Annotated in this window: 11 protein-coding genes and 2 pseudogenes; 8 read left to right on the forward strand and 5 right to left on the reverse strand. The window is 44.3% G+C overall.

Translation table 11 applies throughout. The annotated features are described in order from the left end of the window. Positions 1-17 precede the first annotated feature (17 nt). From BN1209_RS04520 to BN1209_RS04535, 4 genes and pseudogenes are all read left to right on the forward strand, one after another. Positions 18-1,637 carry a glycosyltransferase family 39 protein gene (locus tag BN1209_RS04520; RefSeq protein WP_045751142.1) on the forward strand — a complete coding sequence of 540 codons (1,620 nt, stop codon included), beginning with the start codon at positions 18-20 and terminating at the stop codon, positions 1,635-1,637. Between the two features lie 4 nt (positions 1,638-1,641). Beyond that, positions 1,642-2,684 (forward strand): annotated as a pseudogene (locus tag BN1209_RS04525) (glycosyltransferase family 2 protein). 15 nt (positions 2,685-2,699) lie between these two features. Continuing rightward, complete coding sequence (locus BN1209_RS04530; protein ID WP_045751143.1) at positions 2,700-3,092, forward strand: GtrA family protein; 393 nt, start codon at positions 2,700-2,702, stop codon at positions 3,090-3,092. Beyond that, a complete protein-coding gene (locus BN1209_RS04535) occupies positions 3,089-3,877 on the forward strand; it encodes a ChbG/HpnK family deacetylase (RefSeq protein WP_045751144.1) in 789 nt (262 codons plus the stop codon). Before BN1209_RS04530 ends, BN1209_RS04535 begins: the two co-directional genes overlap by 4 nt. On the opposite strand, the gene BN1209_RS04540 is transcribed toward BN1209_RS04535, so the two are convergent. Beyond that, entirely contained in the window at positions 3,874-4,371 is a 498-nt protein-coding gene (locus BN1209_RS04540; RefSeq protein ID WP_045751145.1) for a hypothetical protein, read from the reverse strand. The genes BN1209_RS04535 and BN1209_RS04540 overlap by 4 nt on opposite strands. Before the next feature lie 210 nt (positions 4,372-4,581). Between BN1209_RS04540 and BN1209_RS04545 the strand changes: the two genes are divergently transcribed. The 3 genes from BN1209_RS04545 to pgi all read left to right on the forward strand — a co-directional run bounded on the left by BN1209_RS04545 (position 4,582) and on the right by pgi (position 10,649). Then, on the forward strand, positions 4,582-6,168 hold the full coding sequence (locus BN1209_RS04545) for a glycoside hydrolase family 17 protein (protein ID WP_045751146.1): 1,587 nt from the start codon (positions 4,582-4,584) through the stop codon (positions 6,166-6,168). Between the two features lie 36 nt (positions 6,169-6,204). Beyond that, positions 6,205-8,778, forward strand: coding sequence for a glycosyltransferase (locus tag BN1209_RS04550; protein ID WP_045751147.1), 2,574 nt, complete (start codon positions 6,205-6,207; stop codon positions 8,776-8,778). 212 nt (positions 8,779-8,990) lie between these two features. Next, entirely contained in the window at positions 8,991-10,649 is a 1,659-nt protein-coding gene (gene pgi, locus BN1209_RS04555) for a glucose-6-phosphate isomerase (RefSeq protein ID WP_045751148.1), read from the forward strand. A gap of 74 nt (positions 10,650-10,723) precedes the next feature. Here the strand turns inward: pgi and BN1209_RS04560 are convergent, their stop codons facing one another. The 4 genes from BN1209_RS04560 to BN1209_RS04575 all read right to left on the reverse strand — a co-directional run bounded on the left by BN1209_RS04560 (position 10,724) and on the right by BN1209_RS04575 (position 13,714). Beyond that, a complete protein-coding gene (locus BN1209_RS04560) occupies positions 10,724-11,665 on the reverse strand; it encodes a S49 family peptidase (protein WP_045751149.1) in 942 nt (313 codons plus the stop codon). Positions 11,666-11,694: 29 nt separating this feature from the next. Then, entirely contained in the window at positions 11,695-11,886 is a 192-nt protein-coding gene (locus tag BN1209_RS09280) for a Rieske (2Fe-2S) protein (protein ID WP_320408779.1), read from the reverse strand. 160 nt (positions 11,887-12,046) lie between these two features. Then, on the reverse strand, positions 12,047-12,703 hold the full coding sequence (locus BN1209_RS04570) for an HAD family hydrolase (RefSeq protein ID WP_045751150.1): 657 nt from the start codon (positions 12,701-12,703) through the stop codon (positions 12,047-12,049). Positions 12,704-12,712: 9 nt separating this feature from the next. Then, a complete protein-coding gene (locus BN1209_RS04575) occupies positions 12,713-13,714 on the reverse strand; it encodes an RluA family pseudouridine synthase (protein WP_045751151.1) in 1,002 nt (333 codons plus the stop codon). A gap of 608 nt (positions 13,715-14,322) precedes the next feature. On the opposite strand from BN1209_RS04575, the pseudogene BN1209_RS04580 reads away from it, so the two are divergent. Then, positions 14,323-16,859 (forward strand): annotated as a pseudogene (locus BN1209_RS04580) (Rne/Rng family ribonuclease). Positions 16,860-16,918 lie beyond the last annotated feature (59 nt).

Below are 16,918 nucleotides of genomic sequence, written 5' to 3' on the forward strand. Positions count from 1 at the left end.
TTGAGAGCGTTCAATTAATGACATTCAGTCTCTATAAAAAACTTTACTTAGCGCTACTCGGCTTGCTCATCGTATTCGTTGCGGTGACATTTAAACAGAACGGCATCAGCAATGATGAGCAAGTTCAGCATGTATATGGACAGCTCTTACTCAAGTTCTACAGCTCCGGCTTCGAAGACCATGCTGCGTTTGCTTATAAAAACCTTTATTTATATGGCGGTTTTTTTGATTTAATTGCAGCCTCATTAGAAAAAATCCTACCCCTATGGGTGTGGGATATTCGTCATCTTATTTCTGCGCTATTTGGCATTGTAGGTATTGCTGCGGTATATAAAACCACAGAAAAACTGGCAGGTGAGCGAGCAGCTCTTCTCGCCGCACTCTTACTCACCATCACAGGCGCTTGGTCTGGGGCGATGTTTACGCATACCAAAGATGTTTCATTCGGCGCATGTATGGCTTGGGCGCTTTATTACACTACATTAATCTCTGACAGATTTGACCGTGTTCCTTTTCACCTCAGCGTTAAGTTAGGCATTGCAATAGGTTGCGCATTAGGTTTAAGAATTGGCGGGGCTTTTGCGGTTATTTACTTACTCATGTTGGTCATGATTGCCAGCCTCATTCAAACTGCTTCATTTAAAGCAAAACTGAATTTTTATATTAAGGCGATGGTCGGCTTGTTACCTGCTGGCTTCACAGCCTTCATTTTGATGGCTTTATTCTGGCCTTGGGCGCTCATGGGTACAGACCATATTCTGATTGCAGCAAAATCGTTCTCTCACTTTGCCTTTAATATGAATACCATCGTGGATGGTACGTTCGTGAGCATTGGCGAAGTATCTAGAAGCTATCTTATCCAGTACCTGATCATTCGCCTTCCTGAGGTGTTTCTGCTTGGACTGCTTTGTATGGCCATTGTCTTTTGTGTCAGATTGCCACAACAATTTAAACAGTCGGGATTTTTTAAAAACCAGCTACCTAACATTAGCCTTGCGATTGCAATCTTGTTTCCAATTCTCTTTGTGTTGGCTGACAAGCCTGCTTTATACAATGGGGTTCGGCATTTCACGTTTATTATTCCACCGCTCGCTATCTTGGCAGGTATCGGACTATCAAAGGCATGGGATGCACTTCAACAACAGCCTAAACTTCAACTCATTTACGCATTATTGGCTTCGGTGCTCGCCTTAAACACTTGCTACGTGTTGTTTGAATTACGCCCTTACCAGTACATTTACTATAATCATTTTGCTGGTAAAAACCTTCAGCAAGCAGAACATCGCTGGGAGGCGGATTATTGGTCTAGTAGTTTAATCGACGCTACTAAAATGCTCGAAAACCATTTGGATGCCGAACAAAAAAATTGGCCTTCTAGCCACCAAGGCCCTTACTTTGTGGCTGTATGTGCTGAGGCTTTTCAAGGAAGAGCTTACTTGGATGATCGATTTACCATTACTGAAAACTGGGTGCGCGCCGATTTTTTTATCTCTACCACCCATATGAATTGTGACAAAGTATTAAAGGGGACTATCATTGGCACTGTTGAACGCTTGGGAGCGCCGTTATCTGTTGTCAAAGATCGCCGTGAGTTAACTGGCGAAGATAGACGTCCCCGTGCCGCGCCAAGAAACTAATTTAATGAAGAACGGAAACTCCGTGACTAACAGACCCTCCAACCCACATATTACGGTCATTGTGCCTGCTTTTAATGAGGTCGCGGCCATTGCTCACACCGTCAGCCATATTGCTCAGCATTTAAAAGCGCTTGCTCGAGAATGGGACATTGTGGTGATTGATGATGGTAGTCGCGACAATACATCTGAGGTCGTTCGCGGCTTAGATCAGGCACTCAATACCACCCTGGTTCGTTTCTCACGTAATTTTGGTAAAGAATATGCGATTACCGCAGGCCTCGCGCATGCTGATGGCGATGTAGTGATTTGCATGGATGCTGATGGCCAACACTCCGCAGAACTGCTTGGGGAGATGCTCGCTAAATGGCGTGATGGTTACGACATGGTATATGCAGTTCGCCAAGACAGAGAAATCGAATCAAACTTTAAGCGTTGGGGCTCAAAAATCTTTTACCGAGCGATGAGTCTTGGGGGACAAATTAGTATTCCTCAAGACGCTGGCGACTTCCGTTTGATGGATAGGCAAGTCGTCAACGCTTTACTGTCTTTGCCAGAACGTAACCGCTTTATGAAAGGCATCTATGCCTGGGTAGGTTATAAATCGATTGGCATTCCTTACTTCCCGCTGGACCGTACGCATGGAGAAAGTACCTTTTCAAAATTGAAATTGGCACAACTTGCTTGGACAGGAGTCACCAGTTTCTCAGTGATGCCTTTGCGTTTAGCAAGCGCTGTCGGTGCGTCTTTGGCTTTTTTAGCCTTCATCTACGGCATTTATGTGGTGATTGATCGATTGTTCTTTGCTGAGTCCGTTCCTGGTTGGCCGACAGTCGTGGCGAGCATGATGTTTTTCGCCGGCGTTCAGCTTCTTTTTATCGGTATATTGGGAGAGTATTTGGCGCGGGTATATGACGAAGTCAAAGGCCTCCATCCTATATCGTTGCAGAGGTTGCGACATCCAAATCAGAAACTAGCGGAAGTAATCCAAAATCTAGGGCGCCTAAAACAAAAATGACTGCGCCCATTGAAAAAGACTTATTAAGCTAACACGCCTCACACTCAATGTCCCAGCGTCATTCATCTTCTATTTCATGGTTCACAATCATCGGTGCATTAGCTGCGCTGACTCATTACCTGACGGCGGTTGGCATTGAACATACCAACCTGCTGTCTGCCGGACAAGCAAACATTACCGGCTTTATAGTGGCCTTTCCTGTGAGTTATTTTGGCCATCGCCAATTTAGTTTTACTGACCAAACCCTTAGCCATCGCAAATCTTTCCCTCGTTTTTTTTCTGTGGCCATTTTGGGGTTTATTGCTAACCAAACCTTAGTGTTAAACGCTTTACACTATATTCAGGCGCCTTTCTGGTTAATTCTTGGCATGGTGATGGTGTTAGTCGCAGTCAGCACCTATCTGCTGAGTAAGTATTGGGCATTCAAAGGCAACCAATGAGAGTCATCCTCTGTGCCGATGACTTTGCGCAAAGTGAGGCGATTGATCGTGCAATTATTGCGCTGATTGAAAAAGGTCGATTAAGTGCGACCTCCTGTATGACCCTGAGTCCACGTTGGAAAGAAGCCTCAAAGCAACTAACACCAACAATCAGAGCAAAAGCCAGCATTGGCTTACATCTAGACTTCACCCACTTTAGTCGGTCAACCTCACATGCTCAATTAGTATTACTTAGCATCATGCATCAGCTCTCATTCGAGCACATCAAAGTTAATATTAACCAACAACTCGACGCTTTTGAAATGGCCATGGGATCAGCACCTGATTATGTAGATGGGCATCAACATGTCCACCAGCTCCCGATGATTCGTGAAGCGCTCCTAGAAGTACTCTCTACTCGATACCCCAAAAAACTACCATGGTTACGAATTGCAAAACCACCTATTCGAGATGGTATAAAAGGCATCATCATTCGGGCATTAGGCGCAAATACATTAGAGAGAAAGGCGAAGAAATTAGGATTTGTATGTTCGGGAAGCTTGCTTGGGTCTTACGGCTTCAAGGGAACCACCGAAACTTATTCAAAGAGACTTCAAAGTTGGATCAGCACACTAAATGACAATCAATCAACGCCTGTATTGATGTGTCATCCTGCGATCAATGAGATGTTATCAACCGATGATCCAATCTATGCGGCAAGAACGACAGAGTACCAAGCGCTTAACAGTGATGCAATCGCTCAAGCTTTTGAAAGTTTAGAGCTAGTGAAAAGCCCAAGCTATTAACTTAGCGAAGGGCTTGAAACAGTGGGTTTTTTGATTTTTTTAGGTAGCTTTGCGGTCTTCACTACCTTTTGCATTACACAGTACTCTGAACCAGAGTCACCGCCGTTTTCATCTGGCTCATAATAATGGTTTTTGTAAGCCCAGCGAGTGTTGGAAATTTTCTGAACACTTGCAATGCCAGTGCTGTAATCCCCAGTACGTCCGTCAGTCAAATTAAACGTCATTGCCATCTCATAACCACGCGCAATTGCCTGGCCTCTATATACCAATGCGTTTTCAGTGGCGGTATTGAAATCATAAACGCCAAATTCGCCATGACTCGCTGCCTTATTGAGTTTGAGTGTTGCGACAACCTCATATTCACCAACTTTGCTGTTTTGACCTTTGCAAGCGTACACACCACTAAAATTAGGTCCAGCAAACGCCTCCTTAGCTTGAACATTGCTTAAATGTGCAGACAACAAGACCAAAGTGACCAGGAACAGTTTTTTCATACGGATTTCTTAAATAGATTGGTTAAAATGAATATTGTAGCGTGATGCAGCATTGCTTAGTAGATGAGATTCACTATCTTAATGAAAATTCGTGTTTTTACTTTGTTTTTGAGGTTTGCCTAGATTATCATTAGTGCTTCGCCGTTAAGCTTTATATCCTTGCTTACCAACTAACTGAGTGATCAAGCAAAGCTTCACTTTCGGGAATTTATGTCGACATCCAATCAAGCACCAACAAAACAAACAACTTTGCGCTTTATTGCATTCAATATTGTGTTGAGTTTTTTTCTTTTATGGTGGGTTTGGCAACAAAATCAAGCGGCAACGCTTCCTGAAATAGCCACTTCATCCGATCAAAAACTACAGTGTGTTTCCTACTCTCCTTATTACAAAAATGGACAAACACCGCTCAACATTAACACCCGTATTTCCCATGCACAGATTGATCATGATTTAGCGACACTCTCTCAACAATTCGGGTGCGTCCGCATTTACTCTGTGGGACAAGGCTTAGATTATGTTCCAGAATCTGCGGCGAAGCTTGGCATGAAAGTATACGTTGGGGCATGGATAGGCTGGGTTAAAAAACTCAATGAAAAAGAATTAAAGCTCGCAATTCAGGTTGCTAATCAGTATCCAGATACCGTAAAAGCCTTAATTATTGGGAATGAAGTGTTATTGCGCGGAGAGCAAACCGAAGCTGCTATGAAGTCTTACATTCTTCGTGCAAAGGCTGCTACCAAGGTCCCTGTAACCTATGCCGATGTATGGGAGTTTTGGCGTAAACACCCCAAACTTGAAAATGATGTCGATTTTGTGACGGTACACATCTTGCCCTATTGGGAGGATCAACCTCAACCAATAGCTCGCGCCGTGAATCACACTCAAAATGTCATGGGCGTTCTATCACGTACATTTACAAAACCTATTCTTATTGGGGAAACTGGCTGGCCCTCACTTGGCAGACAACGGGAAGGCGCGAAGCCTAGCCTCGTTAATCAAGCCGCTTACATGCGTGGCTTTTTGAAAGTAGCGAATCAAGAACATTGGAATTACAACCTGATTGAAGCTTTCGACCAGCCCTGGAAAAGAGGCCAAGAAGGCACAGCTGGCGGCTACTGGGGTATTTATGACGTCAACATGATGCCTAAATTTTCATTCGTGGGCCAGGTTTCAGAACGCAGCGATGGACTATTCATGATCTCTGCAGTGCTGTTGGGCGGGCTTTTATTTGTTGTTTGGTCGTTTATTATCCGTATTCGCAACCCTCATCATCTATTAAGCATGGCGCTATTAGGCTCTCTAGTCGGCATATCAACAAAATTACAGCTTGAATACTTAGTGACAGCTTGTCGAACACCTCAAGAACTGCTGGCGCTTGGCGGCATTGCCATCACGGGCTTGATATCACTCTTAAGTTTCCCTGCTTATCTCTTTCAGGCCAATCAGACTGCAAAAAATATCATTCTGCTATCACGGACTATTTTCTTATTAGCTAGCCTTGTAGCCAGCTATTTATTAAGTGTTGATGGTCGATATCGAGATTTCGCCATTACTCTGTACGCACTCCCTATATTGCAGCTTTCGTTGGGCTTAAGCATTTTCAAACAAGACATCAGACCTTACTTTTTCGCCTATCGTTATTTGGGCATTTTACTTGTGGCCGCTTCGACGTTCTGCTTGATAAGAGAGCCTAGCAACTTGTTAGCGCTAGCATGGTTAGGATTGAGCATATTAATTGCTTGGGCTAACTGGCCGTTAAAAGCGAACGGCACGGCACCATCTACGCCACTTTAATTTCATTAGATCCTTATCAGAAAATTTATCTAAGCCATGCATCCATTTTTAAAGCGTTACATCACTCCCTTGCTATTTGCCAGTCTGATCGCGCTAATTCACTTTGGCATCTGGAGTGTATCAAACCGCGCCCTTCCAGCAATGAATGCTCCGCCACTGGTGAATGGTTTTGCTTATAGTGGCTTTCAAGAAAACCAAAGCCCACTTGAAAGAGAGTATCCAAGCACGGCTGATTTAGTCAAAGACTTAAAAATACTTCGCCCGCTGACCAATCGCATCCGCATTTATGGCGCAATTGAAAACAGCGAAGTCACAGCACTTGCGTCCAATTTGGGATTTAAAGTTACTGCAGGTGCTTGGCTAAATAGTGACGATACTGCGAATCATCGTGAAATCGAGGCATTAAAAGAAAAAATCAAAAACTATCCAAATATCGAACGTGCGATTGTAGGTAACGAATCATTACTGAGAGAGGATGTCACGGTAGAAGATTTAATCCTCTACTTAGATGAGGTACGAGCAAGTGCCTCATTGCCTATATCGACGGCTGAGCCATGGCATATTTGGCTAAAAAATCCTGAGCTCGTTAAACATGTCGATTTTATTGCCGTTCATCTTTTGCCTTACCACGAGGGCCTGCCTGTTGATAAAGCAGTCGACTATGCGCTAGAGCGCTATCAAGAACTGATGGACACCTATCCACGCAAAAAGATTGTAATCACCGAAATTGGCTGGCCAAGTCATGGACCGACTATCGGCGCCTCGATAGCCTCTGATGTGAATCAAGCACGATTTGTCCGTGAGTTTTTAGCAAAAACTGCCCGTAAAAATTACGACTACTTTTTAATTGAAGCGTTTGACCAACCATGGAAGCAAAAGCTTGAGGGTTGGGCAGGAGCATACTGGGGAATGTTTGACGCAGAGCGTAATCAAAAATATTCGCTACAAGGTGCCGTCGCTAAAGATGATCGTTGGGAAGAAAAAGCCTTATGGGCAAGTGTGATTGCCTTCTTCCCTATTCTCTTTATTGCTTATCGTTTTAGACGTTGGGGGATTGGTGGACGGTTCTCAATGGCGATATTGCTTCAAGCTTGCATCACCACGCTTGTCGTAGCTTGGAATCTTCCAGGCGACTACTACTATACCTTACGTGATTTTGTGGTGCTGATCGCGCTGATTATCGGCATGGGGCTTACTTCTGCGGTCCTTATGATCTATGGTGTCGAATTTAGTGAAGTCATGTTTAAGGGTAAATGGAATCGCGCCTTCAAACGCGCAACGCCGCTTCCTGCCGACCAAGAGCGATTTGTTTCTATTCATCTTGCTTGCTACAACGAACCCCCTGAGATGGTCATCACGACGATTGAGAGTCTTGCCAAACTCAACTACACGCACTACGAAGTGATTGTGGTGGATAACAACACCAAAGACGAAGCCAAATGGAAGCCTATTGAAAAATATATGGCAAAAATGCCAGATAACTTCCGCTTCTTCCATTTACCGCAATGGCCTGGATTTAAAGCAGGTGCGCTAAACTTTGCGCTTGAACAAACAAACCCTCAGACTGAAGTGGTGGGGGTTGTCGATGCAGATTATGAAGTGACACCTGACTGGCTATCTGATTTAGTTCCTCATTTCGCTGATGCAAAAGTGGCGGTCGTTCAAGCACCGCAAGCCCATCGTGATTGGGAAAATAACTTTTTTCGCCGAATGAGCAATTGGGAGTTTGAAGGATTTTTCCGAATTGGCATGCACCACAGACATGAGCGCAATGCACTTATTCAACACGGCACGATGACCCTTGTCCGCTACCGTCCATTAGTAGAGTTGGGTAAGTGGTCTGAGTGGTGTATTTGTGAAGATACTGAATTAGGCTTACGCTTACTTGAAAATGGCTTTGAGCTTCGTTACATCGATGATAAGTTTGGTCGCGGCCTTACCCCTTCAGACTTTAAAGCCTTGAAATCACAACGCTTCCGCTGGGCTTTTGGCGCCATGCAAATTCTTAAACGCCATTTCCCAAAACTCATTGGTGACTCTACGCTGACGTTTGGACAGCGTTATCATTTTCTAACCGGCTGGTTTGGTTGGCTGGGTGATGCATTGCAACTGATATTCACCATAGGTTCCATTGCCTGGACTGTCGCGATGTTGTTAATGCCAAGTGCATTTAGCTTACCCGTCACGATTATGATCATGCCAATATTATGCTTTCTAGTGATTAAAGCTGCACTGGGTCCCGTTCTCTATCGCAAGACCATGAACTGTAGCTGGAAAGATATATTCGGCGCATCTCTTGCAAGCTTAGGCCTGTCTCATGCGATTGCACGTGGCGTGATGATGGGAATTATTAAAAAAGATGGCGTATTCAAGGTCACAGCCAAAGGCAAGGTGATCAGTAACAAGCTACAAATATTAAATCCAATTATCGAAGAAGTGACTTTACTGAGCTTATTGGTGACGTGTGGCCTTGCAATGTTAATTTCACGCGGATTCACGAATATGGATGCAGAGCTTTGGGTAACGATGCTTGCATTGCAGTCTCTCCCTTATGCGAGTGCGCTTGCCTGTCAGTTGATTGCACAGCGCCCAGACAAGCCTGTCGTATAATGTTGCAATGCGTCCGAATGACAAGGCTGCTTAAAAAACACCAGTCTTGTCTGAGGTCTTTAACCAAGGACTTTATGACGCATCACAAAAATAGGCTAGCTATCGGGTAAGTAAATAATTTTTATCTAATTTCGCACATGCGACATGTAACTTTACCAATCAAACCGCCTTAAATAAATTATAATATTGCGAAATCAACCGAATAATAAAGCATGACTAATCCAACAAATTCGCCAGCATGGCAAGCACTTAACGAACACTTTCAAGAAATCTTCCCTTTGCAAATGCGTGATATGTTTGCAGAAGACCCTAAAAGATTTGACACTTTATCGTTAAAATTCAATGACTTTTTATTGGACTACTCTAAGCAAAGAGTCTCTGTAAAGACCATGTCTTTACTTACCAATCTTGCCCGTCAAAGCGATATCGAAGCATGGCGTGAAAAGATGTTTTCTGGTGAAAAAATCAACTTCACAGAAAACAGAGCGGTTTTGCATACAGCACTTCGCAACCGCAGTAATCAACCTGTGCTTGTTGATGGCAAAGATGTGATGCCTGAAGTGAATCGTGTTTTAGCGCAAATGCGCACATTCAGCGATAACGTACGTAACGGAAAATGGCTTGGCTACACTGGTAAACGCATTACCGATATTGTGAACATCGGTATTGGCGGCTCTGATCTTGGTCCTGTCATGGTGTGCACGGCGCTCAAGGCATATGCGCAAAAAGACTTAAACGTACATTTCGTTTCAAACATTGATGGCACACATTTGGCGCAAGCTTTAGAAGTTTGCGATCCTGAAACGACATTATTCATCGTCGCCTCAAAAACCTTTACGACACAAGAAACCATGACCAATGCGCGCTCTGCACGTGCTTGGTTCTTAAAAACCGCTAAAGACCATGCGCATATTGCTAAGCATTTTGTCGCGCTTTCAACCAACGCTATGGCAGTGCAAGAGTTTGGGATTGATCCATCCAATATGTTCGAGTTTTGGGACTGGGTGGGTGGCCGTTATTCATTATGGTCAGCGATTGGCTTATCCATCGCCTTGTATGTGGGCATGGATAACTTCGAAGCACTGTTAGAGGGTGCGCATGAAATGGACAACCATTTCAGAACAGCCCCTTTAGAAAAGAACATGCCAGTGATTTTGGCGATGTTAGGGGTTTGGTATAACAACTTCTTTGAAGCCGAAACGCAGGCCATTTTACCCTACGACCAAGGACTATCAAGGTTTCCAGCCTATTTGCAACAAGGCGACATGGAAAGTAATGGTAAGTTTGTTAATCGCAGCGGTGAGCGAATTACTTACAGCACAGGCCCAATTATCTGGGGTGAAGCTGGCACCAACGGCCAACATGCTTTTTATCAGCTGATTCATCAAGGCAACAAGCTAATCCCTTGTGACTTTTTAGTGCCGCTACGTAGCCAATACAAAATTGGTGAACATGGTGATGAGCATCACAAGATCTTAGTCTCTAATATCTTTGCGCAAACAAAAGCCCTCATGCAAGGCAAGACAGCCAAAGAAGTGAAAGCTGAGCTAGAAGAGCAAGGCTTAGATCATCACCTCATTATGGAGCTCATGCCACATCGTGTATTTGGTGGTAATCGCCCTACCAATACCATTTTGATTGATGAACTCACCCCTAAAGCATTAGGTGAGCTGATTGCGCTTTATGAGCATAAGATTTTTGTGCAAGGCATCATCTGGAACATCAACTCGTTTGATCAATGGGGTGTTGAGTTTGGTAAACAAATTGCACAAAAGATTTTGCCGCAATTATCAAGCACCAATCAAGTCACCGACCATGATGGTTCAACCAATAGCTTAATTAATTACTTTAAAGATAAAACGCAGCATTAAGAAATGTAAAGATTGCTTAATAAAAAAGGCTGATATTAATCAGCCTTTTTTATTTTTTTCAATGGGTTAGAGTGTTAACGTAAGCTCATACCTTTAAACAAAGACTGCGTCATGGATGCACCAAACTTCCTCGCAACACGATCAGCCAAACCCTCTGAAGCGGTAAAATCCACTATATTTTCCTGTTTAATCACTTCACGCGCTACGAACTCATAGCTACCTAGCTCATCAGCCAAGCCCATTTTAATACCCGCTTCACCACTCCAAAACAAGCCACTAAAAGTTTCTGGTGTTTCTTTTAAGCGCTTACCGCGTCCTTCACGCACCACACTAATAAATTGCTGATGCACTTCATTCAACATTGCTTGCGCCAACGCCTTATGTTTTGGATTCACTGGTGAGAACGAATCAAGCATGGCCTTGTTTTCGCCTGCGGTCATTAATCGACGCTCAACACCAAACTTCTCCATGGCGCCTGTAAAACCAAAACCATCCATTAACACGCCGATAGATCCAATAATACTGGCTTTATCTACATAAATCTTATCTGCCGCAACAGCAATGTAATAACCACCTGAGGCACAAATGTCCTCGACTACCGCATATACAGGAATCTCTGGATGCAGTTGACGCTGACGCTTGATTTCATCATTAATAATGCCTGCTTGCACAGGACTACCGCCTGGGCTGTTAATACGCAAAATCACACCTTTAGTGTGTTTATTATCGTAGGCATCATGCAAGCTAGAAATGACTGAATCAGCATTCACTTGATCTTGTGCACCAATTTCACCTTGAATATCAATCAGGGCGGTATGGTCTTCAGCGCTATTACCACTTGCGCCCCCTATCCAATTAAACATATAAAATAACGTTAAGAACAGCCAGAGCAACGTGAGTGATTTGAAGAAAATACTCCAAAAACGATTCCGCTTTTGTTCTTTTAGCGATTGAAATGCTAACTTTTCTAAAACTTCACGTTCCCAATTAGATGAATTTTGTTCGCTGTCAGACATGCAACTCTCTCTTAAAATATTAAAATAAATTAATGTTGATCTAGTGTAATGGAAACAAGACCATTTTGTTCATTGACCACAATTGGCCTCAATCGTTTCCCCTGGCAAGGCCCGAGTACACAATACCCTGTATGAGGCTCATATTGCGCACCATGGGTCGCACAAATGAGGTAATCCTGCTCTCTCGTAAAAAAATCGCCCTCATTCCAATCTAGCTCCACGGGCAAATGCGCGCATTGATTGATATAAGGTAGGCAACGCCATTAAACCTTACTGCAAAGGCTGTTACGCGCTCACCAAGCTCAGGTAGCTCAAAGCGAACACCCTTACCTTTTTCGAGCAGATCCTCACTTTTACAAATAATGCGCTGATGACTCATATTTAAACGTTAGCTTTAAGCCAAGTGCTTAAATCCTTGAATAGATTAAAATGTGCCAAAGGCTCATGTGGCAACAAGCGCTCTAATGGGTGCGCACCATAAGTTACGCCTAGGCTAGCGACATTAGCATTTTTTGCCATCTGCAAATCAAAACTGGTGTCACCTACCATCAAAGTGCGCTCAGGTGTTGCCGCCACTTCATCCATTAAATCTAAAATCATTTGCGGATGTGGCTTGGAGTGACACTCATCCACGCAGCGAGTCGCAACAAAATGATGTGCAATCCCGCTATTCGCCAACGCCTTATTTAAGCCTCGACGGCCTTTTCCAGTAGCAACCGCAAGCGGCACGCCCTTTTCAGTTAAATGTGCAATGGTTTCGGGGACACCATCAAATAGAGGTATGTGGTCTTCACCCTGACCATAATAATGCGTATATCGCGCTGTCAGCTCGGCTAATTGCGCATCGGGAATACGGCCAAATAAATCATAAACGGCCTCACGAAAGCCTAAGCCAATAATGCCACTTGCTGCGGTTTGTGTGGGTTCAGGCAAACCCACTTCTACACTGCCCTTGCATATAGCGTCCACAATCAACTGGGTCGAGTTAGCCAAAGTGCCATCCCAATCAAAAATGATTAAATCGTAATTATTCTGCATCTTGGTATTTTAGTTTTCTGAAGCAAGTTTTTGAAGGAATCTATCTAATTCTGGAGGTAACGGCGCAATGAGCTTGAGCTTTTCTGCCGTGAGCGGATGGCGAATATTGGTTTCTGCCGAATGCAAAAACATACGTTTCAAACCACTCTTTTGAAGTGCTTTATTTAAAGCAAAATCGCCATATTTATCATCGCCTGCAATCGGGAAGCCCAAATGCGCCAATTGCACACGCAGCTGATGGGTGCGGCCGGTAATAAGTTGTGCTTCGAGCAAGCTAAAATCACCATAATGCGCTTTTAGATGAAAAATCGTCTCCGATGTTTGGCCTTCATCTTCCGCCCTTGGGTCTGGACGCCCTGTCACCACACTCACACGGCGCTCACCGTTTTCAAGCAAATACTTTTGCAGTGTTAAGGTGACGTGTTTCTTTTTCTCCGTCCAATGCCCTTTAACTAACATAAAGTAGCGCTTGTCCATTTGATTGCGACGCATCGCTTCATGCAAGGCAACTAAAGCACTGCGTTTTTTACCTACCATCAGCACACCTGATGTTTCTCTATCTAAGCGGTGTACTAATTCCAGGAATTTAGCTTGAGGGCGCTCCAACCTTAACTGTTCAATCACGCCTTTGCTCACGCCACTTCCACCGTGCACAGCCATACCAGCTGGCTTATCGAGCACCAACATAGCATCATCTTCAAAGACGATGCATTTCTCCAAACGCGCAGTCACCGGCTTTTGTTGCTCAACATCCACTTGCGCCACTGTTGCACGTATTGGTGGAATGCGAACTAAATCCCCCATCGCCAGTTTGTAAGTCGCATCGATGCGTTTTTTATTGACGCGCACTTCTCCGCTCCGAAGAATGCGATAAAGATGACTTTTAGGAACGCCTTTAAGGGTTTTGGTGAGGAAATTATCAATCCGTTGACCTTCACTTGCCTCATCAACTTCAAGCATTGCCGCGCTTGATTCACTAATTTCATTACTTATTTTGCTTAAATTTGTCATCTCACCTATACTACGAAACTATTGAAGTAAATGCGCTAAGCGCTTATTCAACGAATGAATTGAAAGTCTTAAAAGATACCTTGGTTAATCTCGCTCGCCAAATAAAATAAGTAGCGATTTTATGTACTAAAAATTAAAGCGCTCAAGCCGCTGCGGATGAATTGCAATACTCAAGAGTATAAGCGATGGCGCGGTTTGGAATTGCTAGAACTTTGAATTTTAGCTGATATGTCAGCTAAACCGAATCTAAATTAAAAGACAGAATAAGAGCAAGAAAGCTTAACAGGACACAAAACGAGTTACTTCGTTAACAAATTCAATCTGATACGCGTTAAAACGCGTTGGATTAACGGGTGAATAACTTTTATAAAAAGCATCACCCGCTGACGATGGCAAGAACAAAAGCCATAGACAAAAGTAAAAGTTAGCAATGTAATGATTCAGTGTTCGAACAAGCCCCTGCAAAGTTTCTGGCAGATTTACTGCTGGGGTAGCGTTAACAACAAGCCGATGTTTGGCATTAACCTACCTATTCAACCCTAGCCTTTCCTCACCTCTAATCGCATAGCAATATTCGCTAACCCGCCTTGAGCGCGGGAGTTAATACAATGAAACGCATGTTATTTAACGCAACGCAATCTGAAGAATTGCGCGTTGCAATCGTCGACGGTCAAAAGCTCATTGACCTCGATATCGAATCAGCTGGTAAAGAACAACGTAAGAGCAATATCTACAAAGGCGTAATTACCCGCATCGAGCCATCACTCGAAGCTGCCTTTGTTAACTACGGCACCGATAGACACGGCTTCTTGCCGTTCAAAGAAGTCGCGCGCAGCTACTTCCTCAACGATGCGGAAGGTGGTCGTGCACGTATTCAAGACGTGCTGAAAGAAGGTCAAGAGCTGATCGTTCAAGTCGACAAAGACGAACGAGGCAACAAAGGCGCAGCCCTTACAACATTCATCTCTCTTGCTGGACGTTATTTGGTCTTAATGCCAAATAACCCACGTGGTGGTGGTGTTTCACGCCGCATCGAAGGCGAAGACCGCAACGAACTCCGTGACATCATGGCGCAATTAGAAGTGCCTAACGGCATGAGCATCATTGCACGCACCGCTGGCATTGGCCGCAACTTGGAAGAGTTGCAATGGGATTTAAACTATCTCCTGCAACTTTGGACCGCTGTTGAAAGCGCATCAACCATTCAAAACGGCCCTTTCCTGATTTACCAAGAAGGCAGTTTAGTGATTCGCGCCATTCGCGATTACTTCCAACCAGATATCGGTGAAATCCTCATCGACACACCTGATATCCATGAACAAGCTATTCAGTTCATGAACCATGTAATGCCTGGTCATGTTGCTCGCGTTAAGTTATACCAAGATGAAACACCTTTATTTTCACGCTTCCAAATTGAACACCAAATCGAAACCGCGTTCTCACGTGAAGTACGTTTGCCTTCTGGCGGCGCCATCGTCATTGACCACACGGAAGCTTTAGTTTCGGTAGACGTTAACTCGGGTCGTTCTACTAAAGGGAGCGACATTGAGCACACTGCATTCAATACGAACTTAGAAGCGGCTGAAGAAGTTGCACGTCAATTACTTTACGTGACTTAGGCGGTTTGGTTGTCATCGACTTTATCGACATGGAAAGCCAACGCAACCAACGTGACGTGGAAAACCGCTTACGTGAAGCATTGCACTACGATCGTGCGCGTGTTCAAACTGGCAAGATTTCACGATTTGGCCTATTAGAGCTATCACGTCAACGCTTACGTCCAAGCTTGGGTGAAAGCAACCACATTCCTTGCCCACGCTGCCATGGCACTGGTCATATCCGCGGCATCGAATCAACAGCGCTTCATATCTTGCGTATTACCCAAGAAGAAGCCATGAAAGAAAACAGCAAAGCGATTCAAGTGCAATTACCTGTTGAAGCAGCAACGTTCTTGCTGAATGAAAAACGTGCTGACATTCACAAAATCGAACAACGTACAGGTGTTGAAGTGGTGTTGATCCCTAACATTCATCTTGAAACCCCTAACTACACTATCACGCGCATTAAGAGCGATGACAGTGCAGAAGACGGTCCACGCAGTTACCAAATGGTCGAAATGCCTACTGAAGAAGAAGTGCATAACCACGCGGCAACCGAAGTAAAAGCTGTTAAACAAGTCGCAGCTGTTCGTGGTATCACGCCATCAGCCCCAGCGCCTATTAGTGTTGAAAAGGTTGAGAAAGCCGTTTCGTTATTGACTCGCTTCACCAACTGGTTAGGCTCACTCACCAAATCAGAAGCCCCAAAACCTGAAACACGTGAGAACAATGGTCGTCGCGATAACAATCGCAACCGTAATCGCAACCGTAATCGCAATGAACGTGGTGACCGTCCAGAGCGTAACAATCAAGCCACACAGGCTGAGCGTCCGCAGCAAAACCAAGGTGAACGTCCACAACGTAACCAAGAACCACGTCAACCAAGACCACAACAGCAACCAAGACCTCAGCCAGTGGCACAAAATGGCCAAGTCGAAGGTGCACAATCCACACAAGGTGAGCAAAATGTTGAGCAGCGTGAGCCACGCGAAGGCCGCAATCGTCGAAGCCGCAATGGTCGTCGTGACCGTGGTCCTCGTCAAGAGAGACCAGCTGGCGATCGTCCATTTGTTGAAAATGAACAAATCGTCGATGTGACTAATGCTGCAGTAGCTCCTGTAACAGAAACGACTCAACCGGCTGAATCAATCAAAGTGGCATCGCCAAACGTTGAAGCGGTCAAGATTGAAAAAGTTGCGACTGAAGCAATTGAAGTGGTAACAACAAAACCTGTGCAGACTGAAAAACCAGCGAAAGCAGTAAAAGCTTCTAAGGATGAATCAATTGCTGAAGCCAGCGAAGATAAATCAGCAAAAGCACCCGCTGAGAAAAAGGCGCGCCCTGCTCGCAAACCTGCTGCAAAAGCCAAACCAGTGGATTTAGCTGCAAGTGGCTTGCAATTAGTTGAAACAAAAGCTGAAACGAAAGCGGCAGTTGTTGTGGAAGCCGAAGCCCCAAAAAAACCACGTAAAACTGCTGCATGGCAAAAGAAAGCTGACGAAGCTGCGAAAGATGAGCCTTTAGTCATCGTGCAAACGCAGAAATAAGTTAGTTTTATAGCACTGCAATCAAAAGCCCCAGTTTATCGGGGCTTTTTCATTTTTCT

It is taken from the genome of Candidatus Methylopumilus turicensis (genome assembly GCF_000953015.1).
In the GTDB taxonomy this organism is placed as follows: Bacteria; Pseudomonadota; Gammaproteobacteria; order Burkholderiales; family Methylophilaceae; genus Methylopumilus_A; species Methylopumilus_A turicensis.